Here is a 23,763-nt window from a genome sequence, read left to right as displayed (position 1 = left end):
ACCTAATTACCTATTTCATTTTTCTCTAATTTAGTCTTCGATGTCGCCATCATCGCTTTCAAGCTCAGAAATGACGTCTTTGCCCAAAAAGGCAATATCGGTTTTCACCACATCAGGACGACGAATTTTTTCCGAAACTTGTACCGCAAGTTTTTCACCCGAACGGCCCATTTTCACACGATAAGTCGGTAAATCTTCGACAAACATAATCGCATGTTCTGGCATATCAATTGGGATCACATCACCCGGTTGCAGCTCCATCAAATCGCGCAGGGAAATATCTTTCTCTAACAAGTTCACTCGAAAGTTAACAGGCACATCCATGATCTCTTCACGCAGTGCAGAACTCCAACGAACATCGGTCTCCATTTTGTCAGACTGGACACCCGCATCGAGCAATTCTCGGATCGGCTCCACCATCGAGTACGGCATCACCATATGGAAGTCACCACCACCGCCATCCACTTCGATGTGGAAGGAGCTCACGACAATCACTTCCGTTGGGCTCACAATGTTGGCCATACTTGGGTTAACTTCTGAATCGAGATATTCGAACTCAACCCCCATCACTGGAGACCAAGATTCTTTGTAATCTTCAAATACGATTTTCAGCAGCAGCTGAATAATGCGACGTTCGGTTGGGGTGAACTCACGCCCTTCTATACGCGCATGGAAACGCCCGTCACCACCAAAGAAGTTTTCTACCAGAATAAACACTAGGCGTGCTTCCATGGTGATCAACGCCGTCCCTTTTAATGGTCTGAAACGCACCATGTTAAGACTGGTTGGCACATACAATGTGTTTTGGTATTCACCAAACTTCATCATCTGTACGCCGTTAATCGATACTTCTGCGGTTTTACGCAGCATATTAAATAGGCTGATACGCATATGACGCGCAAAACGCTCGTTGATTAACTCGAGCGTTGGCATTCGACCACGAACAATTCGGTCTTGAGATGAGAAGTCGAAATCTACCGCATCACTATCACTGACGACCTCATCATCAACGTCATCAACGTCGTCTACACCATGCAGAAGCGCATCAATTTCGTCTTGGCTTAATAAATCGGTCACACTAATTCCTACTGAATAACAAAATCAGTAAACAGCACACGTTCAATCACGGGCTGGCCTACTGCGCGAGTCAAACTCGCTTTAACATCTTCGGTTGCTTTATCTCGCAACTCGATTCGACCGTTCGCACTGCGCAATTGCTCAACTGTTGCAGATGCAAAGGTACCTAATAACGAACTTTCAACCAATGGAGAGTGATAGCGGGCAAGGTTTTCATTTTCCAAGCCACGCACCATAAGCTGCACATTGATTTGCACTAAGCGATCTTTTTCATCACCGGTGACATTAAAGAGAAACGGCTGAGCAATATTGACGTATGACACAGGAGTTTCTGCGGGAGTGGCTGACACATTTGCCATCTCTGCGTTTGCAGCATCGTCACCTGAACCCATAAAAAATAGCGCCCCCGCCCCACCACCAATGACAGTGAGTACCGCTACTGCAATGATAATAATCAGCTTAAGTTTACCATTGCCTTTCGGCGTATTATTTGCGCTTTCTTCTGCTGCCATAATCTGAGATTCTCCAGCGATTTAAAAGAGTTATCTATATATCTGCATCTAGTCTAAGCGTAATAACTGATTCCATCACGCTTTGATGTCACATTCAAATCAAGTTTGACATCAGCTTCAAGGTTTTCATCTCCAGCAAAGTGCTGATTGCTGCTACCGTGACCAGTTCCACCATGTTCAGCACTCGCATAACGACTTTGTTGTTGCCCTGAAGCTTGCTGATGCACCGAAGAATCACTCAACTGCATGCCCTGCTGAGCCAGCATTTCACGCAGTCTTGGCATCGCCTGCTCCACGATGTCGCGTGCTTGTTGGTTGGCGACGGTGAAATGCACGCTAGCGTTATCACCATTCATATTCATCCGAATTTGCATTCGACCAAGCTCTGGTGGATCGAGACGAATATCGATATTTTTCAGGTTCTTCGACATCATCATTTGTACCCGTTCAGCCAACTGCTCACCCGCCATATCACGACTTAATTGCAAATGCGGCTGAGCTTGTGCACTCTGCTCAGTTCTTAATTGCCCCTGCAGACCATTCTGTCCTGCTGCTTGGCTTAACTGCTGTGCAAAACTCGACTCAATGCCTGTGTTGTTGTCACTACTTTTGCCTAATTTGCCCAATAAGTTGGAATTGCCCGCGGCGAGTGCCGCTTGTAATTGAGCAGGCTCTAACTTTTGAGTACTGGCGGTGTCAATTGGCATCGCTGGCAATGAGGCATCAACCTGTCCTAATCCTGCACTCATCGGTTGAGCCTGTTGTCCAGTACTTACCGGTTGTTGAGAGGCAAGTTGCGCCGCTTGCACATGGCTTGGTGTCGCACCATGTGCGATGACCGCTTTCGCACTCGATTTGATTGAACCATCTTCGGCTATTGCTTTAGTGGCATCTGTTGGCTGGCTGCTGGCTGTGTGAGCTTGCCAAGCAATCTCTGTGGACGGGCTACCCGCTTCGTTTGCTGAATGAGCTGAAGTTTGACCTAACTCGTCTGACAGAACTTGCTCATTGATAGCGGAAGCTTCACCCTCGGTGGATTTCGCTGTTGGTAAACCATGTTGTGAAATAGCCGACGATCTAACCGCTTCAAGAGTGGTTTCATCAGTGGCTTGCGCTGGCTCGACGCTCGCGCGAGCCGCGGATTCATTGAGTGGCAAGCCGTTGCCGTCTTTCGACTGCAACGCTTTATTCGCTTGGTCAAGACGACCTAGTAGCGCTTCGCTTTCGGCAACGGTTTTTTCAACTTCAACCTCACTGCCGTCAGCTTTGTTTGATGTCTTTACATCACTGTTTTCTGCAGACGTCTCTAACTCTGAGTTCAATTCACCGTCAGCTAAACCATCGACATCCATCAAATCTGAGCTTACCTCAGCGCTAGTCTCAGAAAGTTGAGCGGCTGTCGTCTCGGTATCTGTGACTCCATCGGATTTACTTGCTTCTGAATCAGTGACTTCCGACTTAGAACCACCTTTCATCATTGCTGCTAGTTGCGCGAAAAAACCAACCGATTCAGAGCCCGCTTCTTCAGAGGAAGATTTATCAATACTTCCTTTGATAGCCTTAGTTGATTCTGTTACGGAAGTGGTATTCACATTCATACTCAATGACTCGCTTTTACTGACGACTTAACAATCTAGTGCGTGGGCACTCGCCCTCGTTTTACTCAGCAAAATTAAGCAAAAAACGAGCCAATAGATGCTTAATTTACTCGGTTTGACAGCATTCGCGAGTATTGCAACGTCGAAAATTCGTCCATTTGCTTTTGCTCTCGTCGCTCTTCCAATTTGTTTTTTTCCGTTTGTTTCTTATCACGTAACCATTCGTAGGAACGTCGCTGCTTACGACACTCCAACCAGTGGTTTTCGCAGTTACTCACCTGATCTTTAAAGTGGTTTTCAGCCTGCTTTTGTTTAGACAATGTATTATCTAACGTGGTTAAAAAACGGTTTAAATGCGTGTATTGACTGGCGCTTAATCCTTGCTTGCCACGGTCAATCAATTGCTGGCAGTAATCTAAGCGATACTTTTCAATTTGTTGTAACTGCTGATAATAGCCATCCAACTCGGTACGCGCTTTATTCAGCGCCAAAACGGCTTGATTTTCTCGCTCTTTGGCTTGTTCCAACAAAAATTCGAGGGCGTTGTCCATCGTTTAACTACTCCCCTTGCAACAAGCGACCAAGCATGTTGACACACATATCGTAAGGTACGCTTTCTTTCATACCTTGCTGTAGGAACATGTCTAACTTTGGCTTGATCGTAAATGCAGCATCAATGGCCGGATCTGTGCCTGGCTTATAGGCACCAATAGAGACCAAATCTTGGTTTTTACGGCAAATCGATAGAATCTGACGCACCGCTTTTGACATCAGAACATGCTCATCCGTGGTAATTTGCGGCATCACACGGCTGACTGATTTCTCAACATCAATCGCCGGATAATGACCAGCATCAGCCATCTCTCGGGATAGCACAACGTGACCATCAAGGATAGCTCGCGAAGCATCGGCGATTGGATCTTGGAGATCATCCCCTTCGGTAAGCACGGTAAAAAATGCCGTGATCGAGCCTTGTTCTGGACTGCCGTTACCTGCACGTTCAACCAGCGCCGGCAATTTAGCAAATACTGATGGTGGATAACCTTTCGTCGCTGGCGGTTCACCTACTGACAAGGCGATTTCACGTTGTGCTTGCGCGAAACGCGTTAATGAATCCATCAACAGCAGTACATCAAGCCCTTGGTCACGGAAATATTCGGCGATGGTCAGAGCGGTTTGACAACCTTTAAGACGCATCAGTGGCGAGGCGTCCGCAGGCGCAGCTACCACCACAGCTCGTTGGCGACCATCGACACCGAGTATCTCTTCAATAAATTCTTTAACTTCGCGTCCACGTTCACCGATAAGACCGACTACAACCACTTGAGCGGTAGTACCACGAGTCATCATGCCAAGCGTGACCGATTTACCCACACCTGAGCCAGCAAAAAGACCAATACGTTGCCCTTTACCGACGGTTAATAAGCCATTAATTGCTTTTAAGCCGACATCAAGCGGTTCGGTAATTGGCTTACGAGATAATGGGTTAATAGGTTCGGAGTTAAATGAGGCGCGCTTTTCGGTATAGATAGGGCCAAGGCCATCGAGTGGATTGCCCACACCATCAATTACGCGACCGAGCAGTTCCATGCCAACAGGCAAGCCTGTTTCGCTGGTTAGAGGCGTGACTTTCGCCCCAGGAAGAACACCGGTGATTTGCTCACTCGGCATCAAAAATAGATTATCACCCGAAAAGCCCACTACTTCGGCTTCCATCTCGCCATGCATGGTTTCTACACGGCATAAACTGCCGATGGGCGCTCGACAACCAGTTGCCTCTAAAGTTAAACCAACCACACGTACGAGCTTTCCTGACGCAACTGGGCGGCAAGTCAAACCTTGAGTTTTGTATTGCGATAAGCGTTCAGCCAGCGCCAACACTATTCACCACCTTGGTGACGATTTACGCCGCAAAAACTTTTGAGTACGTTACGAATACGCTCTTCCATACGGTAGTTCACACTTGATTCACCCGCTTCGATTTGAACATCGCCACGATTAAGTGCCGGCTCATCCAAAAGCGTCCAATTGCGAAATTCAAGGGACTCCTGACCATAAGACGAACGAATAATTTCAACATCGTCTGGATGCAGTTTTAAAGTGATCGCATGACCGGAAATAGGCAGCGCTTCGACCGACTGTTTAATCGTATCAAGAATCACTTGTGGATTGGTCTGCACTTCAACATGCACGACTTCTTTCACCAGTGTCAATACCATGTCGACTAGTTGTTTCTCAACTTGAGCGTTCATCAGTTCTAAGGGTTGCGCGAACTGATTGGCAAGCGTCACGAAGGTTTGTACTTGTTGCTGAATAAACTCTTGGCCTGCCGCGACACCTTCGATCTTACCCGCTTCTAGGCCTTCTTGATGACCTTGCTCCAACCCCTGCTCTTTACCCTTATCGTAACCTTGCTTAAAGCCCGCTTCTTGGCCTTGATGTAAACCTTCTTGATAGGCTTGTTGCTTAATCAGCTCGATTTCTTCATGGGTCAGCTCTTTTGGCGCTTCTTCTTCCGGCTCATTAAAGCTTGGAATCCAGCTAGGGTCATAGTTGAGTGCGGTTTCACGCGCTTTAGAATGGGTTTCAGGTGTGTAGTCAGGCAAGCCCCATCGCTGAGGCTTTTCAATTAGTTGCTCGTCATCGAGACGCAAAAATCCGCGCTTTCTCTCTCCTGACATCGATATTCACCTTGTTAAAGCAAAAGATTATAAGAATTCGTCAGCACCACCAGACAACATAAGGTCGCCTGCATCGGCCATACGACGGGCAATCGCCAGGACTTCTTTTTGCGAAGCTTCAACATCAGACACTTTAATCGGTGGCATTGCCTCCAAGTCTTCACGCATCATCTCAGCAGCACGCTTAGACATGTTCTTGAAGATCTTATCTCTCAGCGCGTCATCAGCGCCTTTCAGTGCACGCTGTAGGACATCTTGTGGAACATCACGCAGCAAGCGTTGAATGCCTTGATCGTCGACTTCGATAAGGTTTTCAAATACAAACATAAGATCTTGAATTTGCGTCGCCATATCTTCGTCTTGATCTCGGATTTGCTCCATCAACACGCCTTCAATGTTGTTGTCCATGTAGTTCATGATTTCAGCTGCTGCTTTCAGGCCGCCAATTTTGGCTGCTTGCGCACCGGCTTGACCAGCAAACTGTTTCTCCATGATTTCATTCAACTCAGCCAATGCTGATGGTTGAACTTCTTCAAGGTTAGCAATACGCATCATTAAATCTAAACGGTCGCGTTCAGAGAACTGAGACAAGATTTCTGCAGACTGGTCTGGCTCTAAATATGAAAGAACGATAGTTTGAATCTGAGGGTGTTCATTGAGAATAATGCTCGCCACTTGGCGAGGATCCATCCATTTCAGTGAGTCTAAGCCTTTCGAACCGGTACCAAGTAGAATCTGATCAACCAAGTTGTTCGCTTTATCTTCACCCAGCGCCGCTACCAAGGTATTACGCATGAAGTCTTCACTGCCCATACCAATATTGGTGTATTTCTGAATATCTTCGAGAAATGCTCGATGCACCGCGCCCACTTTATCTTGGCTAAGGTCAGCAGCGCGAGCCATCGCACTACCAACGCGCTGAACCTGCTTTGGCTCTAGGTGGCGAATAATGCCAGCTGCATCTTCCTCGTTTAAGCTCAGCAGCAAAATCGCTGCGCGCTCTTCACCGGGGATGGTTGAAATATCGACGCCAGACTCTACAACGTCACCGCCTTGCGCTTGAGGTACAATTTCGTTAGGCATTCTTCATCCAGTTCTTCACTACTTGCGCAGCAAGCTCTGGTTCATTGGCAACCAAGGCTCGTACGGCTTTCAATACATCTTCGTCTTTATGTAGATTTGGCAAATCAATGCTTGAACCAAATTCAAACAATTCTCCGCCATCTAAATCGCCACCGATAAGGCTAGTTTCACCATCAATGCCGATTGGTAAGCCATCTGGGCCGTATGCTTGATCATCATTCTCTGCTGCTGGGTTAAGCAGTTTTTTCATTGCTGGACGAACCAGAACCAAAATAACAATGATGATGACAAGTGCGCTCGCTAACCAACGAACCCAATCGTTAAAGTTTGGATGTTCCCAAATCGGCACATCAGCGACACTTTCGACTTCTGGCTCAGCAAACTGCATGCTGAGAACATTCAATAAGTCACCACGTTGTTGGCTAAAGCCAACCGCACCGATGAGCACCTGACGAATAGCGTTAAGATCCGCTTCCGACATAGGTTGATATGTTTTTTCGCCCGTCTCTGGATTGACGATAGGACGATTTTTGATTGCAACCGCCACTGTTTGACGATTTACGACCCCAGTTTGGCGACGTTCGTGACTAATGGTGGTGTCGAGCTCAAAGTTACGCGTCGCTTCTTTGTGCACCGAACCTTGACCTAGCACCGAACCATCTTTCATTTGCGCGACGTCTTGAGGGATTGAGGAGTCCGCTGGCGGCTGATTACTTAGCGCCCCCGGAACACCTGCGACAACATTACCGTTGTTGTAATCTTCCAGAGTGTATTCACTGCGCGTAGCCGGTGTATTTGGGTCGAAACTTTTACGCGTCTGTTCGACTGCACTGAAATCAAGTTCAATATCAACTTGAGCGGTATAGTTGCCAAAACCAAGAATCGGAATCAAAACGGAATCAATTTTTTCACGCAATGCGTTTTCTTGTTGGCGTTCAAGTTCGTGTTCTTTGCGGCGCGCCATCGACGCTTCGTCTTGCGAGCCTGAACTTAACAAACGACCATGTTGATCAGTAACCGTCACTCGTGATGGTTTCATACCTGGAACGGCACTGGCCACCATATCGACGATCGAATCCACTTCTTCTTGTTTTAAACCATTGCCAGATTTCAGCGTCAAAAAGACAGAAGCCGATGCTTCTTGGTTATGACGTACAAAGACACTTTGTTTTGGTAAGGCCAACAACACTCGCGCTTTACGTACCTGCTTCATCTCTTCGATGGCAACAGATAACTGACGTTCACGACTGAGTTTAAGACGCTCTAGTTCAAGACGTTGTGATACACCGAAACCCATGTCTTGCAGCAGAATATCATCCCCTGCTTGAGTTTCTTGATTTAAACCTGCGCGCGCCAAATTGAGTTTTAAACTGTTGTACTCGCTAGCAGGTACCAGAATGGTGTTTCCCTCGAGTTGATATTCGAATTGCTGAGAATCGAGGTGATCGAGGACGGAGATAAGTTCTTCGGTATCGTAGGCACCAAGCGGTCGCATTTCGGGCTCTTTAACCCAGAAAAACAGCATCACAATCAGTGCTACGCAGATTGAAATCGCCAGCACCAACACGATCTGACGCATTAGATCGAGATCGCCAACCGCCAAGTCAAACTTGGAGCTACTCTTCTCATCTAAATCAGGATTTTGACCTTCATGCACAAGATCATTTTGTGCAACCAGTGCCCCTTCAGAAGAGGAGCCAGACAAGGCTAAATCGGTGGATTGATTATGTTCAGACACTGACGATACCTAAGTTAGACCGGCATATTCATCAATTCTTTGTACGATTCAACCAACTTGTTACGTACTTGAATTGTTGCCTCAAACGCCACACTCGATTTGTTTCGGGCGATCATCACGTCAGATAACGAAACATTTTCATCACCACGATCAAAACGAGTTTGCAGATCGCTAGAGGTTTTGGCGAGACCATTGACGTTATTGATAGCGTTGCTCAATAGATCTTTAAAATCAGCACCGACAGTGTGTCCTGTCGCAACAGGTTTACTGTTGGTAGCTTCCAACATCATCACCTGCATTTCACTATTTAAGCCATCTATTCTCATTGCCACCTCAGAAGTCAAATCTTTGACTGCCAAATCCGTTGTATTACTGACACTGCAAAGGCTATGCCATCAAGTTATTAATTTACGAAAATAGCACGTTAGTTTGGAATATCAATCCCTGCATCACGCATTTTTGCGAGCTTGTAGCGCAAAGTGCGAGGGCTGATACCCAGCTTATCTGCCATTTCTTTGCGGCGACCACCGCACTCAACTAAAGTATCAAGGATGATAGCATACTCTTGATCCCTAAGTTCATTGCCCAAACCTGACGAATTTGGCAGGCTAATCAAGCTTTCAACTTCCGCAACGGGCTTAATTGTCGGCACGATCACGCTACCGTTTTCAACCACTTGCTGAAGGCTTGAGGCATCTTGCCAATCGAGTCCTTCCAGAAGGATATGGTCGGCCGAAATATGTCCGTTTTCACTCAGGATGAGTGCGCGTTGAATCACGTTATCCAGTTCACGTACGTTACCTGGCCATGGATACGCCAATAACTTATTAATCGCATCGGCAGAGAAGCTTGGTACTGGTATACCTTGTTTTTGACAATGACGCTCTACTAAGTGTCTCGCCAACGGCTCAATATCCCCTCGACGCTCAGTCAATGCAGGCCATGAAATTGGGAAAACATTCAGACGGTAGTACAAATCCTCGCGGAAATTGCCAGCCTGTACGTACTGCTTCAAATCACGGTTACTGGTTGCCAAAACACGCACATCAAGCTTGATGCTCTTACGACTGCCCAAACGCTCGACTTCACGCTCTTGCAAAACACGCAATAGCTTGGCCTGCAACCCAAGATCCATTTCACTGATCTCATCCAGCAAAATCGTACCGCCTTGTGCTTGCTCAAACTTGCCCGGACATGCTTGAACTGCACCGGTAAACGCACCTTTTTCATAACCGAATAGTGTCGCTTCCAACATATTGTCTGGAATGGCGGCGCAGTTGATGGCAACAAAAGGACCATCCTTACGGCTTGATGCATTATGAATATAACGCGACATCACTTCTTTACCTGAACCGCTCGGGCCAAGTACCATCACGTTAGCATCTGTTTTCGCCACTTTTTCCGCAAGCGCAAGCAACTTTAGGCTCTTTTCATCCGCCACAACTGCATCACCGTTGTCATCCGATTTAACTGGCGCATAACGGCTCACCATATTCAGCAGCACTTCTGGTGCAAACGGCTTTGCCATGTAGTCAATGGCACCATCTTTCATCGCAGATACCGCATCTTCGATATTGGCATAAGCAGTCATTAATAAAACTGGAAGATTTGGCCAGTGCTGTTTAATACTGCGCAAAAGTGCCAAACCGCCCATACCCGCCATCTGAACATCAGAAACGACAATATCAACCGTGTTGGCTTTCAATTTCACCAATGCATCTTCAGCGCTATCTGCTTCGAGCCATTCGTACCCCGCCAGTGCTAGAGTATCGACAAGTGCTTCGCGTAGACCTTCATCATCCTCTACGATAAGTACCTTGCTTTGAGCCATGTTATTCTCCAGTCGTTTCAGATTGTTCAGAAGATCGCGTTCGTTCTAGTGGTACACACACCGTAAAGCACGCGCCATCTCCTTCTTCAGACATCAGTTCTAACCTTCCATCATGTGCGCGACAGACCATCTGCACAACCGCAAGCCCGAGACCAGTGCCTTGAGATCGAGTGGTAAAAAAAGGTTCCATAATTTTGTTCTGTAGCTCTTTTGGCACACCAGGGCCATTATCCTGCACGGATATTCTTAGCTCATCCTTAACTGGGCGGAAAAACACATCGATTTGCGCTTCTTTCCCTGCTATTTGGATGGCATTCATAACTAGGTTGCTCAATGCTGAGGCGATGGCATTAGCATTGCCCATTAACTGGGTCTGCTCTTCTTCCACTTCTAAGCAATAGTCAATAGCATTGTTCTTAAGCGCCGTCTCAACCATGGGTGAAAACTCAGCGACCAGTTCAGCTACCGTGAATGGTTTAACGACCTTGTTATCGCCCCCCTTGGCAAACAACAGCATATCATTAACTTGTTTTTCAAGGTCTTGCAATCGATCAAGCAACTTTGTTTGAAATCGCTCTTTAGTTGCATGCGGTAAATTAGGCACGCTTAAATTTGCTGCATATAACATCGCACTTGATAACGGGGTACGAACTTGATGCGCGAGTGATGCCACCATGCGGCCTAGGGAAGATAAACGTTGTAAATCACTGATTCGTGATTGCAGTAGACGTGTTTCGGTTAGGTCGGTGATCAGAATCAGCTGACCTGTCGTTGAAGCAGAGATAGCCAAACGTACTTTACGCCCATTGCGCAATGATATTTCGTGACCATCATCGTCACGCGGAGCAAACGCCCACTGAATGACCTCAAACCATTTATAGCCAACCAGTGGCACTTCTAACAGACGCTCCGCTTCTGGGTTAGCTTCTCTAACTACCCCTTGGGTATCAAGTAGAATAACGCCCGCAGGCATGACATCAAGAACTTGCTTGTAACGTTCTACTTGCTCTTCTAATGAGCCTAAATGGTTATCCATCACGCACTCGTCGTTAATTTGCCTTAAATACTACAATGGCTTGAAATGCAAAAAGCAAGCCAAGCCATTAATCAATACAAAACAATGAGTTAAACTTATGTCAGTATTTTGACAGCGTATAGATACTAACGTTGAAGGTTATATTTACGCATTTTTTCCACCAGCGTGGTACGACGCATACCCAGCATATCCGCTGCTCGCGCTACGATACCCGCTTGAGCATCCAGAGCTTGGTTGATCATAGTGACTTCGAGATCCGCTAACATCTCTTTCAAGTTCACACCTTCTGGAGGCAGAGCTTGAGGAGCATGCTCACTCGCAGCAAAAATATCCATCTGATCAAGGCTAAAGTCTTCAGAAAAAATGTTTTGCAGAACTTCACGCTCTTGCTCTTCTACCGAGATCTGTGAATGGAACTCAGGTTGAAATTCAGGAATATCACTATAACGATATTTGGTTGGCAAATGGTTTACGTCGACCAAACTATTTGGATAGAGAATGATCATACGCTCAACCAAATTCGCGAGTTCGCGCACGTTACCTGGCCAATCATGTTCCATTAATGAGTTGATCGCACGAGGCGTAAAGCAAATTGGCTGTGCGCCTTCCGCTTCCATGCGCGTCATGAGTTCTTGCAGCAACAGCGGAATGTCTTCTTGACGCTCACGTAATGCTGGCATTTCAATTGGAAACACGTTTAAGCGGTAGAAAAGATCTTCTCTAAACGAACCATCACCAATCATTGAATCGAGATTGCGATGTGTCGCCGCGATTACACGCACATTAGCACGAATGGTATTGTTGCCACCCACTCGCTCAAAACAGCGCTCTTGTAATACACGCAGCAGCTTAACTTGCATTGGCATTGGCATATCGCCAATTTCATCTAAAAATAGTGTGCCGCCCTCTGCTAGCTCAAAGCGTCCTTTTCGCGCGGTAATCGCACCAGTAAAGGCACCTTTTTCGTGGCCAAACAATTCACTTTCTAGAAGATCCGCAGGGATAGCACCGCAGTTGATTGGTACAAATGGGCCACTACGACGTGCTGAATGGTAATGGATATTACGCGCTACGACTTCTTTGCCGGTACCAGATTCACCAAGGATAAGTACGTTCGCCTCAGTAGACGAAACTTGCTCAATCAGATGGCGAACTTCCTTAATGCCATGGCTTTGGCCAACCAAGCTACGAAACAGGGTGTTCTTGCGCGCAGAGGAAACAACATTAACCCCTTTGCGACCTAGGAAATCTTTACAATGGCGCAGCGCTTCACTCAATTGCGGATAATTTAGCGGGTATGCCAAATCACCAACGTAGTTAGTTAAATCTTCAGCAGCAGGAAATTGCGAATTAGTAATCAATAATGGGATGTGGTTCGCTTGGGAGAGACGCTGACGAAGCTCCAATACCTCTTCAGTTTTGTCTATTGAACCGATAATGCAGCCAGACCAGATACTGGAAAGATCTAACGAGTCAATTTGTGCAGCACAGACGACTTCACACTGCTCTCCAACAAAATCTAAAATTGACGCTAGATTTGTTTGCGCTTGAGCGTTGTCTTCAATGACAAGTAATTTTGCTAAGCCTTGCATAATTGAGAATGATTGCCTTCGTTCTTATCTGGAGTTGCTTAAAACATCTAAAACGCATCATTCATTCGGATAAATGTTAATCGTTTTAAAAAATATCTTTAACGCAACAAAATTAGCCACTAGGGTTGTAGTGGCTTCTATTCTATTTAATAAAAAAATAAGGCAACCAAGCAATTATAGGGTGTGACATCTACCCAAAGCTGCTGGTGTTATGTACTTATAAAATTAACAATGTTTTAATGTAATTTTTAAATACCGACATCCTTGCAGTAAGATTGTGGAATTCAGCTGGAATTTGATCCCACGCTGATTTTATTTCACGAATAATTTCGATCACATCGTCAATCGGCTGTGGATCATTTTTATGGTTAGCCGCCGTAATTTGCGTAATCATAAATTCGTAGAGTTGATCAAGGTTTTGCGCAATATCGCCACCATCTTCCATCGAGAGACAGCTTCGCAGACTAATGATGATGTCTAATGCCTTACCCAAGCGCTCACCCTTAACTGGGATATTGCCTTGCTGCATGGCTGCTTTGCCTTGAATTAGACGCTCAATTGCACCTGCCATTAGCATCTGCACAATTTTATGCGGGGAGGCCGCACTGAGTTGGCTATCTACCGATACCTTCTTGTAAGCCTGTAATGAACCACGCATAACATTCCTCTTTATAAAAACTTTTTGTACTGCTGAACTGACCGATTACCATGCCTTAACTTTTGTAGAGACAGACCAATTGCTTTGGTTTTCTCTTCCAGCATCGTCACGACACGCTGAGTCAGGTGAATTGCCGAACGCCATTGTTCAGTCTGCGTAAACTGAGGCGTCTCGTCTAGCAGGCTCTGAACACTCAGCAATAATTGTTCCCTTTTATCGACCAAAGCGGCAATTTCTTCAGTATTTATCTCATCTACCGACAATGCATTGATAATATCGTGATCAAGATCACTTAATTCAGTCAGTAGTGATTGAAATTCATCGGCCAAATGCATTCATCATACCCGCTAGTTGCTGCTGCATTTTGCCCGTAGTGTCTTGCATCGCCGAAAATTTGGCGTGAGTGCGTTTTTCTAACGAATCCATGCGTCTATCCAAACTTGCTTGGTCATCTTGAATTCGATAATTACGCTCAACAAGGCTTTGCTCTCTCGTACGCAATGCGCCTTGCACACCGGTGATGCCGTGAATGGCATCTTCCACCTTTTTAGCGAAACCTTGTGAGCCGCCAAAAAAATCGCCCAGTTTATTGAAGTTATTGTTCAGCTGTCGATCAAGCATCGAATAATTGATTTCAAGCGTACCTTGGCGCGTCGTCGTCACCCCAAATTCAGACAATGTTTTCAGTTCAGCTGGCGCAGGGTCAATTCTAGAAGAAAACACCATTTTTAAGCGTGAATCAGCGCCACGAACCACACTATCACCAGCTAATGGACCGCGTTGCCCAGTCGCAGGATCAGCCATTGCGAGCTCTTTTGATAAGCTGTAAAACTGATTGTAAGCGGTAACGAACTGTTCGATATCACCACGTACCGACTCGCGATTGTAATCAATATCGATTTCAGAAGCGCCTTGGCTTGGATCAGAGCGACCTTTAAGGGTTAAATTCACGCCATCGATAGCGTCTTCAATAATGTTGTTTTTGCTCGATAATTTAGCCACGCCATCTAACAACACTTCAGAGTCTTGTGCGGCCTGAACTTGGCTCATGCCGTTATAGGTATCAAAAGATGACTGTGCACTTTGCAACGCTTGCTGCGCACGCTCCATACGTTGAATATAATCACGCTGTTCTGTTGGTAACAGAGCCAACTTGGCTTGCTTTGCTGCCGCATCATCAAGCTCGCCTGAGGCTAATGCTTGATCGATTTTGTCCATTTCAGACTTATTCGCCGCGGCGATTGCCGCTTGCTCTAATGCCAGTTTTTTATCAAGCGCTGCTTTGGCTTCTTTTGGAGTAACGTAAGAATCTGTTAACGTGCCCGAGGCCGTATTAGTCCAACCTGGAATATCATCCGACTTTTCTATCGCTTTGGCATCGAGTTGCGGCTCGGGCTCCCAATACGAATCGAGCAAAGTTCCTGAAGCGGTTGGCGTCCAACCTGGAATTCGTTCTTCTGGTTTAAGGTAACGATTAGCAGTTTGGCCAGCACTGGCTGCCGCAGCTAACGCTTTTTCTGAAATAGGGTTGGTTGGCGTAACGTCTTTGGCTGCATTAGGGTCGACAACGCTTGCCGCTTGCTTACTGGCATCGGCAATTTCTTGGTCGACAACTTTTGCCGCTTCAATATTGCGCTGGGCAATACGATCGGCGACTTTTTGCTCTTCATCGTTAAGCGGATTTAAAAGCGATTGCGCATCTGCACGGGCTTTTTCGAGATCGGCTACCCGCTGCTCAAGTGTTTTGTAGGCTAATCGATTAAGCAAATTATTCGGATTGGCACTCTCAACAGCAACGCTGACTGCGTTATCTTTACCTGAGAGTTCAGAGGCGACAATGAGACGCGGCCCATTGACATCGTTAATGACCGACGCCCGTACACCGGGGTTACTTTTTTCGCCGTTTATCGTTCGCACGATATCAGCTAACTTCGCATTCTGTTTAACATCAACAGTGAATGACTTGTTGCCCATCGCGATACGCAACTTGCCCGCATCAAACTTCGCATCTTCAGGCAAAACATCAGATGCAATTTTATGACTCTGAGCAAGTTGCAACACATCGACGGCATAACGACCTGCAATCGCTTCAGTAGTGGCGGTTGCTGACACGATGGCATCATCCGTAGACTCTACCTTTCTTGCAGCAAACGCCTTCTCCTGGCGAAAACTCGCCATTAAGTTTTTCATCGTATCCAGCGACTCTCTGAGCCGACCGTAAGCACTAATGGTGGAATCAATCTGGTTAAGCTCGTTGTTGATACGTTGCTGCTTTGGGGCACGCTCCGCTTCAACAATTTTGCTTACCATGGCATTGATATCCATGCCATTATTCATGCCGATTGGGCCTAAACTCATTCAATCACCTCAAAAATACGATTACACCTTATCGATCAAAAGCCCAGATGAATAACGGGCGGTTTGCTCTCTAAGACGTCGCAAGACCTCTAGTATTTCCTCATCAGGAATCTGACGAATAATATCACCAGTACTTTCCTCATATATAGTAACGACATCGCGTCCGGTTTGTTCATCAACCCGAAACGAAAGACCAGTATTCATCGATGAGATAAATTCATTCATCTGCTCGACAACTTTTTCCCTTTCTTGCTCTGAAAGCTTTTTCCTCTCTTGGAGAACTTCCATCGCTTGTTCAACCCCTCGCGAGGTCAACTGGTCCAGTTCTGACGCTACTACCCTTTTATCAGGTGAGGAAACACCTTGCGGGTTATCATACCCTGAAGCAATTTTAGTGCCACTTTTTGAGCCATAAGACTGGATGTTCGAAGTGTAGGATGGAATCTCCATAACAATCTCCCTTCCACCTCATAGTGAAACCAACGCCGTTAACTTCACTAATCGGCTCGGCATTATTGCCCTAACCCAAAAGACTCAATGCAGCCGTCGGAGACTGCTTAGCCTGCGCCAGTACCGAAGTACTCGCTTGTTGCAGGATCTGTGATTTTGTCATTTGGGTCGTTTCTTTTGCATAGTCAGTATCACGAATACGACCGCGCGAGGCGTTAACGTTTTCATTGATATTGTCTAAGTTCGCAATCGCATGATCAAAGCGATTTTGGAATGCCCCCAAAGAGGCTCGTTGGCTATCAACAGATTTCAATGCACCATCAATAACAGACACCGCAACCTGTGAACCGGCAACTGTGGTCACATCCACATCCGCTACCGCCACTTTTTGCGCTTCACCAAAGCCAAGTTCTGTTCCTAAGTCGCCAGAGATCGTAATCTCGCCATCAACTTGGTTGTTCGCAGCGAACAGTTGCATTTTACCTTCTTCACCAACGGAAGCCTTGATGTCTTCACTTTGACCATTGATGTAAGTGGCTAATTGTTCAACATTATCACCAGCTTTCGCAGTGATTGTTAGCGATTTATCTTGACCGTTAGTATCGGTGTACTCAAAGGTAATATCGGCAGCATCTGCACTGACTTTCCAATCCGGAGCTTTGCCTGTTTCAACAGCATAAACTTGGCCACCCATCTCATCCGTATCTGAACGCATGTTAGTCATGGTAAGTTGAACCGCTTCGCCAGAACCTGAACCGATTTGGAAAGACTTGTTACCAAACTGGCCATTGAGCAATTTGTTACCACCAAAAGAGGTTGTTTCTGCGATACGATTTAATTCCTCGTTAAGTGCAGAAACTTCTTCTTGAATGGCCACACGCTCAGAGCGCGAGTTGGAACCGTTTGATGATTGCAATGCAAGATCACGCATCCGTTGCAAAATATTGGTGGTCTCATTCATCGCACCTTCTGCAGTTTGCGCGATGGAAATACCATCGTTAGCATTTTTGACTGCCATATCTAAACCGCGGCTTTGAGATGTTAAGCGGTTCGATATTTGCAGGCCTGCAGCATCATCTTTTGCACTATTGATTTTGTAACCAGATGACAAACGCTCCATCGACTTTTGCATCCCGTCGGTTGCATTGTTGACGTAACGTTGAGCCGTCATCGCCGGCACATTCGAATTTACGTTGATCGCCATAATTGATCTCCTTAGGCATAGGGCTATGCATCTCCGTGTCTCTCACCTCACTTTGATGCATATCATTTCTCTCAGCCCTTTAACGGCTAATAAAATCTAACCTTTAGAGAAATTTTGGCTTTTTCCTCAAAACCTTAAACTTCAGAAACAAAGTGTGAAGCAAGTCTAAACTCTTTGATTCACAGTCACTGATTTACGCAAAAAATCCAGCCGAAGCTGGATTTTTCTATCTAGATTTGATTAGCCAAGTAGGCTTAGTGCTGAGTTTGGCGCTTGTTTTGCTTGAGCTAGAATTGAGCTTGAAGCTTGAGCCAAAATTTGCGATTTAGTTAGTGCAGTTGTTTCTTTCGCAAAATCTGTATCTTTGATACGGCTCTTAGACGCGTTCACGTTTTCGTTAATGTTGTCTAAGTTGCTGATTGCGTGGTCGAAACGGTTTTGGAATGCACCAAGTTCTGCACGGTGGCTGTCAACATAGTTTAGTGCTGTATCGATAACCGCTACCGATTGTTGAGCACCGCCCACTGTTGTTACATCGATACTGTCAACAGTTACCGCACCTGCGTCAGTTGTAGACATGTCTAGCGCGCTACCTAGACCGCCACCAAATGTAACTGCACCATCAATTTTGTTATTACCAGAGAAGATTTGTAGACGACCATCTTCATCAACAGACGCTTTTACTTTATCAGTTTGACCATTGATGTAAGTTGCAAGCTCTTCGATGTCATCACCAGCTTTCGCATTGATTGTAATTTCAGTTGCTTCAGTAGCGCCTTTCTCTTTAAAAGAAAGCGTCAAATCGTTCGCATCAGCTGCAACTGAGAAATCTTTCCAAGATTTACCTTCTTCCGCAGCTGCCGCTTTGTAACCAATACCACCCATGCCTGCGTTATCGCTGCGCATTGTGTTTAGCGTTAGCATTACTGCTTCACCGTTGTCCGCACCGATCTGCATTGATTTGGTCGTGAACGTACCGTTAAGTAGTTTGTTACCACCAAAAGATGTGGTTTCTGCAATACGGTTTAATTCGTCGTTTAGTGCACCAATTTCTTCTTGAATCGCTACGCGCTCAGATTTTGAGTTTGAACCGTTCGCTGATTGTAGCGATAGGTCACGCATACGTTGAAGAATGTTGGTAGTTTCGTTCATCGCGCCTTCAGCAGTTTGAGCGATAGAGATACCATCGTTCGCGTTGCGTACTGCAACATCTAGACCACGGCTTTGTACATTCAAGCGGTTAGAAATTTGCAGACCTGCTGCGTCATCTTTTGCACTGTTAATTTTGTAACCAGAAGATAGACGCTCCATCGAGTTTTGTTGTGCGCTAGTTGCTTGGTTAAGGTAACGCTGAGCTGTCATTGCTGAAACGTTAGTATTTACATTCACTGCCATGGTAATTTCTCCAATTGATTTTCCGATATTTCCGGTTTCCGACGTCTCGGAAAACCAAGTAGTTCTCTCAAAGTTACTTTATTAACGACGCGATTGATAAAATCTTTAGAAAAAATGAACTTTTAGCAATTCTTGTGAATTGGGACGATTTGTGTGAGCGAATGGATAAAAATCAAAAATTCTCAAAAAGAACTAAAGTTCGAATGGTTACCGCCGATAAGCTCTGCTTTTATTTTATCCCAGCAAAGCCAACACGATATTGGGCTGCTGTTTCGCCTGAGCTAAAACTGAAGTACTCACTTGCTGCAAAATTTGCTGCTTCAACATTTGCGTGGTTTCTTTTGCGTAGTCAGTATCTTTAATCCGACTATTCGATGCAGCTAAGTTCTCATTGATATTGCCGAGATTGTTGATTGCATGACCAAAGCGATTTTGCATAGCACCGAGCTCTGCGCGGTGACTATCGACATATTGCAGTGCGGTATCGAGTACCGACACAGCGCGCTGCGCACCACCGACATCGGTAATATCGATATCATCGACTGCTTCATACCCTTTCATGCCCATATTGAGCTGATTGGCTAGACTGCCTGAAAAACTGATCGTTCCTGCCGTTTCTTTGCCGGCCATATAAATTTGTAGTTGCCCCTGGTCGTTGACAGAAGCCGACACTTTATCGGTTTGACCATTGATATACGTGGCTAACTGCTCAATATCATCGCCAACCTTAGCCGTAATCTTGATATTCTCTTGTTCACCACGTGCATTGGTGTACTGCATATTGATCTGCTGTTGACCGCTCACCACTTGCCAATCAGGTTGCGCTTTCGCCGCTGCAAGATAACTAAAACCACCCATATCGATCGTGTCAGTACGCATATTCTTTAGGCTAACTTGCACCGCTTCGCCCGACCCTGCACCAATTTGAAAAGCCGCACTTTGAAAACCGCCATTAAGCAGTTTTCGTCCACCGAAAGAGGTCGTTTCCGCGATACGATTTAATTCATCGTTTAATGCGGTCATTTCTTCTTGAAGTGCAACGCGCTCAGAGTGACTGTTAGCGCCATTGGCCGATTGCAAAGATAGGTCACGCATCCGTTGCAAAATAGTGGTCGACTCACTCATCGCCCCTTCTGCTGTTTGCATGATTGAAATACCGTCATTAGCATTGCGCATCGCGACGTCAAGACCACTCATCTGAGTCTCTAAGCGATTGGAAATCTGTAAACCTGCGGCGTCATCTTTCGCACTATTAATACGACTCCCTGAAGAGAGTCTCTCCAAAGATTGATTGAGCATATGCGTGGCATTCGCCAAATGGCGCTGCGCGGTCATTGCGGCAACATTGGTATTAACAGTTAGGCTCATAAATCGATTTGATGGTCACTGATAGCCCTTTATCGGCCCAGGAAATAAAACTTTAACGGTATTGAGTGAAAAAATTCCCGCCGAGATACGCTCTCCTGCCATTTATGCAGCGGCCAAAACGAAAAAGACCGAGCGCTCAGGCTCGGTCTTTTAGAAAGTGAGTGATTACTTCACAGCTAAATTTTGCAGCATCTCAGTGCTAGGGGCAAAGAAATATGCGCCTGTCACTGCGTGGGTAAAACGCAATAATTGATCCGTTTTACCATCCGTTACACCATACATGCTTTCAAGCATCACTTTAAAGTTATGTAGTGTATGGCAGTAAGCGATAAAGAGTAGGCCATGATCACCACTCACTGTGCCATAAGGCAAGCTGTGGCGTACAATTTTAAGACCTTTTCCTTCTTCTTTAATATCCACGCGACCAACGTGAGACGCGGCCGGCACATCATCCAATTCAATTGAATCAGGCTTAGTACGGCCAATCACCTTCTCTTGCGCGGCTACATTTAAACGATTCCATGCAGGAAGGTTATGAATAAAGCGTTGTAGCATTACGTAGCTACCGCCAACAAATTCACCCTCAGGAATAATCGCGACTTCTTGGCGTGCACCTTCTTTCGGGTTTTCAGTACCGTCGACAAACATCGTCATATCGCGAGCATCGAGGTAACGGAAACCGGCTGTCTCATCGACCACAGTCACGTCATCAGCCACTTCTGCCATCAATTTACGCATCACATAAAAATGCAGATCTGGGCGCGCTGAATGTAAGTGAACTAACACATCAACATCACTGCTTGGCGCAACAATCTCACCTTCACCAAGCACAGGAAATTCAATTAGCTCAGCTGGCATTGCTTGGTTTAATTGCGCCCAAAAACCATGCGTAAATGACAACGACAAAGTGAGTTTGGCTTGAGGCTGTTGTTGGTTCAACTCTTCAACTAGCGCAGGTAATGATTGAAGTTGACTCAATACATGCTTCGGATTTTGACGAATTTTTAGTAGCGTGTAATGAGCGAACGGTTCTGCTTCTGGAAGAATCGCCGTTTGAGGTTGTGACATTTCTTTACTCCTTTTATAACCAAGCGAATTTCATACGTAATTTTCAACATTATCGATGAAAATCAGGCAAAAATTCTCTCAGATACGTATTTATCTGCCCAGTGTAATCTTAATTTTAAAAAGAGTCTTGATTCTGATCAGCTACCAACCGCATCCGATCTCAAACAATCCTTCACTGTTTTGCTTTGATAGACATAAATAGAAAACCACAATAGAGCGACCATAATCACTCCATTGGTCCAACTAAATAACCCTGCTTGCAAATACACATGATAGATACTTTGTAGTAACTGACTGACGGCCATGACCAAAGTTATCGGCTTGCCCCATGAGACAATGCGATTAACCCAATGCCGCTCTGGGGTTCGTAAGCTGATCAACCACATCAGCGCAATACTTGGCAGGCCCATTGCGAGCCCAAGATATAACATATCGTGATCGGGATAAACGTAGGCCAAAATGGTACTACCACTATCGCGGCTAACACCCGCGACGACAAAAACTACCCAAGCTTTCGCCAGCAATAACCACCCAAGCCATAACCATTTCGGTGCATGCAAAAAACCATGCTTATCGTAAGCTTCAATTGCGTAACGCATAACAAACTAAATTAATCAAAACTGCTTTGCCCCACACTCTACTCCAATTCACTCAACATGCTATAAAAAATTCGTTGATCTCACTGTTCAACAAAAATCTCAGCGACGGTTGCTCAATAACGTGCAATCGCGTGTTAGCATAGCGATAAGTGTTACCATCATAGAGTTATCAATGAAAAACAAAGTCGTTCCTTCGCCGCAAACTCAAGATGATGCGATGAAAATCGCTAAAGCGACGCAAAAACCTGGTCAAACTAAAGAGCAGACTAAATTGATTGCTCAAGGGATTGAAAAAGGCATCGCACTGTATAAAAAACAGCAGAAAGAGAAAGCCCGTCAAGCCGATAAAGCCCGTAAAAAAGTGCAGAAAAACAAGCAAGCTGAATTACGTGAACAAGACATGGAAATCGAAGATTTAGCTCAAGACGTGAGTAAGCCGCGTTCAAACTCGGCATTGCCGTGGACGCTGTTGGCTATCAGCTGGATTGGGTTTGCTATTTACCTATTCCAATTCGCGTAAAGCCCGCAGATAGGTTGAAAATAAACGCGCCGAATCTATCGGCGCGTTTACATTGTTCTGAGAAAACCACAATAATGCCACTTGAAAACGGGTGACAATGAATGCAAAAAATGTGGGTCAATACATAGCGATTGTGCTTAAACTTCAAGACTGGTGCGAAATGCTATGCCTTAAAACCCAAGCTGGCTGCAATATCTGATTCGCGTTCAGTAACCCACTGGCTATCAAACGGCCCCCAATCTGACAGTTGGTAATATCCATCATTATGGCGTCTACCATCTTGCACGAAAGCAAGCTCGATGCCGATTCCAGGAAGTGCTTTAATCACATCTTGGATAGTACGGCGTGGCCAACCTGTCTGCTCAATCAATTTTGGCACATTAGGGCGCTCTAAACTTTCAACGAGAAGAGCCAAATACAAACGCCTTGCAAACACAGGACTCAGTTCCATTGATACCTCCTAGTAAACTTCTTGGGTATTATTTCTGTTTGTGCAAACAACATTTTGCGTTTGATCAAGAATTTGCTCTCATTTGTGATTGCATCGAGTATTTTTTACTCATCAAAATATATGCGTCACATTTTTGTTTCCGCTCAAAGTTCCTGATACGATTAAAAAATATAAAAAAAGTCACTTCAAAAGGTTCAACATGACAATCACGATGTACGGTATTCCTAACTGCGACACGATAAAAAGCCAAAAATGGCTAGATGCAGAAAACCTTGCTTATGAATTTCATGACTACCGCAAACAAGGCGTTGATTTACAAATGGTTACAACTTTTTGCAACGCTCTTGGTTGGGAAAATGTTCTTAACAAACGTGGCACCACTTTTCGTCAATTGAACCAAGAACAAAAAGATAACCTAAACCAAGACAATGCAGTGGCATTAATGGTTGAACAACCAGCGATGATTAAGCGCCCGATTTTGTTGGTCAATGACAGTTACCATATCGGATTTAAAGCGGATCAATACGCTGCAATATTTGCATAA

General features: G+C 45.5%; 24 protein-coding genes. 2 read left to right on the top strand and 22 right to left on the bottom strand.

The genetic code is table 11. From position 1 onward, the window contains the following. Positions 1 to 30 precede the first annotated feature (30 nt). The 21 genes from fliM to Vt282_RS03900 all read right to left on the bottom strand — a co-directional run bounded on the left by fliM (position 31) and on the right by Vt282_RS03900 (position 22,248). Positions 31 to 1,077 carry a flagellar motor switch protein FliM gene (gene fliM / locus Vt282_RS04000; RefSeq protein WP_162046855.1) on the bottom strand — a complete coding sequence of 349 codons (1,047 nt, stop codon included), beginning with the start codon at positions 1,075 to 1,077 and terminating at the stop codon, positions 31 to 33. A gap of 8 nt (positions 1,078 to 1,085) precedes the next feature. Beyond that, entirely contained in the window at positions 1,086 to 1,589 is a 504-nt protein-coding gene (fliL, locus tag Vt282_RS03995; protein WP_162046856.1) for a flagellar basal body-associated protein FliL, read from the bottom strand. 53 nt (positions 1,590 to 1,642) lie between these two features. After that, positions 1,643 to 3,187 carry a flagellar hook-length control protein FliK gene (locus Vt282_RS03990; RefSeq protein ID WP_162062619.1) on the bottom strand — a complete coding sequence of 515 codons (1,545 nt, stop codon included), beginning with the start codon at positions 3,185 to 3,187 and terminating at the stop codon, positions 1,643 to 1,645. Positions 3,188 to 3,288: 101 nt separating this feature from the next. After that, positions 3,289 to 3,738, bottom strand: coding sequence for a flagellar export protein FliJ (gene fliJ, locus Vt282_RS03985; protein ID WP_162046858.1), 450 nt, complete (start codon positions 3,736 to 3,738; stop codon positions 3,289 to 3,291). A gap of 7 nt (positions 3,739 to 3,745) precedes the next feature. Then, positions 3,746 to 5,068 carry a flagellar protein export ATPase FliI gene (gene fliI, locus Vt282_RS03980; RefSeq protein ID WP_162062618.1) on the bottom strand — a complete coding sequence of 441 codons (1,323 nt, stop codon included), beginning with the start codon at positions 5,066 to 5,068 and terminating at the stop codon, positions 3,746 to 3,748. Next, positions 5,068 to 5,868: a flagellar assembly protein FliH gene (gene fliH, locus Vt282_RS03975; RefSeq protein WP_162046860.1), complete on the bottom strand. Its 801-nt coding sequence runs from the start codon at positions 5,866 to 5,868 to the stop codon at positions 5,068 to 5,070. Before fliH ends, fliI begins: the two co-directional genes overlap by 1 nt. Positions 5,869 to 5,895: 27 nt before the next feature. After that, positions 5,896 to 6,951, bottom strand: coding sequence for a flagellar motor switch protein FliG (gene fliG / locus Vt282_RS03970; protein WP_162046861.1), 1,056 nt, complete (start codon positions 6,949 to 6,951; stop codon positions 5,896 to 5,898). Then, entirely contained in the window at positions 6,944 to 8,689 is a 1,746-nt protein-coding gene (gene fliF, locus Vt282_RS03965) for a flagellar basal-body MS-ring/collar protein FliF (RefSeq protein ID WP_162046862.1), read from the bottom strand. Before fliF ends, fliG begins: the two co-directional genes overlap by 8 nt. 14 nt (positions 8,690 to 8,703) lie before the next feature. Further along, positions 8,704 to 9,015, bottom strand: a complete 312-nt coding sequence (fliE, locus tag Vt282_RS03960) for a flagellar hook-basal body complex protein FliE (protein ID WP_162062617.1) — start codon at positions 9,013 to 9,015, stop codon at positions 8,704 to 8,706. A 98-nt stretch (positions 9,016 to 9,113) separates the two neighbouring features. After that, on the bottom strand, positions 9,114 to 10,520 hold the full coding sequence (locus tag Vt282_RS03955) for a sigma-54-dependent transcriptional regulator (RefSeq protein ID WP_162062616.1): 1,407 nt from the start codon (positions 10,518 to 10,520) through the stop codon (positions 9,114 to 9,116). 1 nt (position 10,521) lies between these two features. Beyond that, positions 10,522 to 11,556, bottom strand: a complete 1,035-nt coding sequence (locus Vt282_RS03950; protein ID WP_162046865.1) for a sensor histidine kinase — start codon at positions 11,554 to 11,556, stop codon at positions 10,522 to 10,524. Positions 11,557 to 11,681: 125 nt separating this feature from the next. Then, on the bottom strand, positions 11,682 to 13,148 hold the full coding sequence (locus tag Vt282_RS03945; protein ID WP_162062615.1) for a sigma-54 dependent transcriptional regulator: 1,467 nt from the start codon (positions 13,146 to 13,148) through the stop codon (positions 11,682 to 11,684). Between the two features lie 217 nt (positions 13,149 to 13,365). Next, entirely contained in the window at positions 13,366 to 13,806 is a 441-nt protein-coding gene (gene fliS / locus Vt282_RS03940; RefSeq protein WP_162062614.1) for a flagellar export chaperone FliS, read from the bottom strand. An 11-nt stretch (positions 13,807 to 13,817) separates the two neighbouring features. Continuing rightward, positions 13,818 to 14,141 carry a flagellar protein FliT gene (locus Vt282_RS03935; RefSeq protein ID WP_162062613.1) on the bottom strand — a complete coding sequence of 108 codons (324 nt, stop codon included), beginning with the start codon at positions 14,139 to 14,141 and terminating at the stop codon, positions 13,818 to 13,820. Continuing rightward, positions 14,125 to 16,164 (bottom strand): flagellar filament capping protein FliD, encoded by a 2,040-nt coding sequence (fliD, locus tag Vt282_RS03930; RefSeq protein ID WP_162062612.1) that lies wholly within the window; start codon positions 16,162 to 16,164, stop codon positions 14,125 to 14,127. Before fliD ends, Vt282_RS03935 begins: the two co-directional genes overlap by 17 nt. Before the next feature lie 21 nt (positions 16,165 to 16,185). Next, positions 16,186 to 16,614 (bottom strand): flagellar protein FlaG, encoded by a 429-nt coding sequence (gene flaG, locus Vt282_RS03925; protein WP_162046870.1) that lies wholly within the window; start codon positions 16,612 to 16,614, stop codon positions 16,186 to 16,188. Positions 16,615 to 16,684: 70 nt separating this feature from the next. Continuing rightward, a complete protein-coding gene (locus Vt282_RS03920; RefSeq protein WP_162046871.1) occupies positions 16,685 to 17,818 on the bottom strand; it encodes a flagellin in 1,134 nt (377 codons plus the stop codon). 240 nt (positions 17,819 to 18,058) lie between these two features. Next, positions 18,059 to 19,213 carry a flagellin gene (locus Vt282_RS03915; protein ID WP_162062611.1) on the bottom strand — a complete coding sequence of 385 codons (1,155 nt, stop codon included), beginning with the start codon at positions 19,211 to 19,213 and terminating at the stop codon, positions 18,059 to 18,061. A 234-nt stretch (positions 19,214 to 19,447) separates the two neighbouring features. Beyond that, entirely contained in the window at positions 19,448 to 20,581 is a 1,134-nt protein-coding gene (locus Vt282_RS03910) for a flagellin (protein ID WP_162062610.1), read from the bottom strand. A gap of 165 nt (positions 20,582 to 20,746) precedes the next feature. Then, on the bottom strand, positions 20,747 to 21,649 hold the full coding sequence (locus tag Vt282_RS03905) for a Dyp-type peroxidase (RefSeq protein WP_162046874.1): 903 nt from the start codon (positions 21,647 to 21,649) through the stop codon (positions 20,747 to 20,749). 137 nt (positions 21,650 to 21,786) lie between these two features. Next, positions 21,787 to 22,248, bottom strand: a complete 462-nt coding sequence (locus Vt282_RS03900; RefSeq protein WP_162046875.1) for a DUF2919 domain-containing protein — start codon at positions 22,246 to 22,248, stop codon at positions 21,787 to 21,789. 172 nt (positions 22,249 to 22,420) lie between these two features. On the opposite strand from Vt282_RS03900, the gene Vt282_RS03895 reads away from it, so the two are divergent. Further along, the gene (locus Vt282_RS03895; protein ID WP_162062609.1) at positions 22,421 to 22,768 is read left to right on the top strand and encodes a DUF2956 domain-containing protein; all 348 of its coding nucleotides are present in this window, start codon (positions 22,421 to 22,423) and stop codon (positions 22,766 to 22,768) included. Between the two features lie 163 nt (positions 22,769 to 22,931). On the opposite strand, the gene Vt282_RS03890 is transcribed toward Vt282_RS03895, so the two are convergent. Continuing rightward, a complete protein-coding gene (locus Vt282_RS03890; RefSeq protein ID WP_162046877.1) occupies positions 22,932 to 23,219 on the bottom strand; it encodes a winged helix-turn-helix domain-containing protein in 288 nt (95 codons plus the stop codon). A gap of 199 nt (positions 23,220 to 23,418) precedes the next feature. Between Vt282_RS03890 and Vt282_RS03885 the strand changes: the two genes are divergently transcribed. Next, complete coding sequence (locus Vt282_RS03885; RefSeq protein ID WP_162062608.1) at positions 23,419 to 23,763, top strand: ArsC family reductase; 345 nt, start codon at positions 23,419 to 23,421, stop codon at positions 23,761 to 23,763.

The sequence above is a fragment of the Vibrio taketomensis genome (assembly GCF_009938165.1).
In the GTDB taxonomy this organism is placed as follows: Bacteria; Pseudomonadota; Gammaproteobacteria; order Enterobacterales; family Vibrionaceae; genus Vibrio; species Vibrio taketomensis.
Note: the sequence above shows the minus strand (reverse complement) of the source record. Positions and strands in the feature narration are given on the sequence as shown.

Coding starts and splice junctions, on each gene's coding strand:
- fliL (WP_162046856.1), bottom strand. CDS start 1,589: ATGGCAGCAGAAGAAAGCGCAAATAATACGCCGAAAGGCAATGGTAAA.
- Vt282_RS03990 (WP_162062619.1), bottom strand. CDS start 3,187: ATGAATGTGAATACCACTTCCGTAACAGAATCAACTAAGGCTATCAAA.
- fliJ (WP_162046858.1), bottom strand. CDS start 3,738: ATGGACAACGCCCTCGAATTTTTGTTGGAACAAGCCAAAGAGCGAGAA.
- fliH (WP_162046860.1), bottom strand. CDS start 5,868: ATGTCAGGAGAGAGAAAGCGCGGATTTTTGCGTCTCGATGACGAGCAA.
- fliG (WP_162046861.1), bottom strand. CDS start 6,951: ATGCCTAACGAAATTGTACCTCAAGCGCAAGGCGGTGACGTTGTAGAG.
- fliE (WP_162062617.1), bottom strand. CDS start 9,015: ATGAGAATAGATGGCTTAAATAGTGAAATGCAGGTGATGATGTTGGAA.
- Vt282_RS03955 (WP_162062616.1), bottom strand. CDS start 10,520: ATGGCTCAAAGCAAGGTACTTATCGTAGAGGATGATGAAGGTCTACGC.
- Vt282_RS03950 (WP_162046865.1), bottom strand. CDS start 11,556: ATGGATAACCATTTAGGCTCATTAGAAGAGCAAGTAGAACGTTACAAG.
- Vt282_RS03945 (WP_162062615.1), bottom strand. CDS start 13,148: ATGCAAGGCTTAGCAAAATTACTTGTCATTGAAGACAACGCTCAAGCG.
- fliS (WP_162062614.1), bottom strand. CDS start 13,806: ATGCGTGGTTCATTACAGGCTTACAAGAAGGTATCGGTAGATAGCCAA.
- Vt282_RS03935 (WP_162062613.1), bottom strand. CDS start 14,141: ATGCATTTGGCCGATGAATTTCAATCACTACTGACTGAATTAAGTGAT.
- fliD (WP_162062612.1), bottom strand. CDS start 16,164: ATGAGTTTAGGCCCAATCGGCATGAATAATGGCATGGATATCAATGCC.
- flaG (WP_162046870.1), bottom strand. CDS start 16,614: ATGGAGATTCCATCCTACACTTCGAACATCCAGTCTTATGGCTCAAAA.
- Vt282_RS03920 (WP_162046871.1), bottom strand. CDS start 17,818: ATGGCGATCAACGTAAATTCGAATGTGCCGGCGATGACGGCTCAACGT.
- Vt282_RS03915 (WP_162062611.1), bottom strand. CDS start 19,213: ATGGCAGTGAATGTAAATACTAACGTTTCAGCAATGACAGCTCAGCGT.
- Vt282_RS03910 (WP_162062610.1), bottom strand. CDS start 20,581: ATGAGCCTAACTGTTAATACCAATGTTGCCGCAATGACCGCGCAGCGC.
- Vt282_RS03905 (WP_162046874.1), bottom strand. CDS start 21,649: ATGTCACAACCTCAAACGGCGATTCTTCCAGAAGCAGAACCGTTCGCT.
- Vt282_RS03900 (WP_162046875.1), bottom strand. CDS start 22,248: ATGCGTTACGCAATTGAAGCTTACGATAAGCATGGTTTTTTGCATGCA.
- Vt282_RS03895 (WP_162062609.1), top strand. CDS start 22,421: ATGAAAAACAAAGTCGTTCCTTCGCCGCAAACTCAAGATGATGCGATG.
- Vt282_RS03890 (WP_162046877.1), bottom strand. CDS start 23,219: ATGGAACTGAGTCCTGTGTTTGCAAGGCGTTTGTATTTGGCTCTTCTC.
- Vt282_RS03885 (WP_162062608.1), top strand. CDS start 23,419: ATGACAATCACGATGTACGGTATTCCTAACTGCGACACGATAAAAAGC.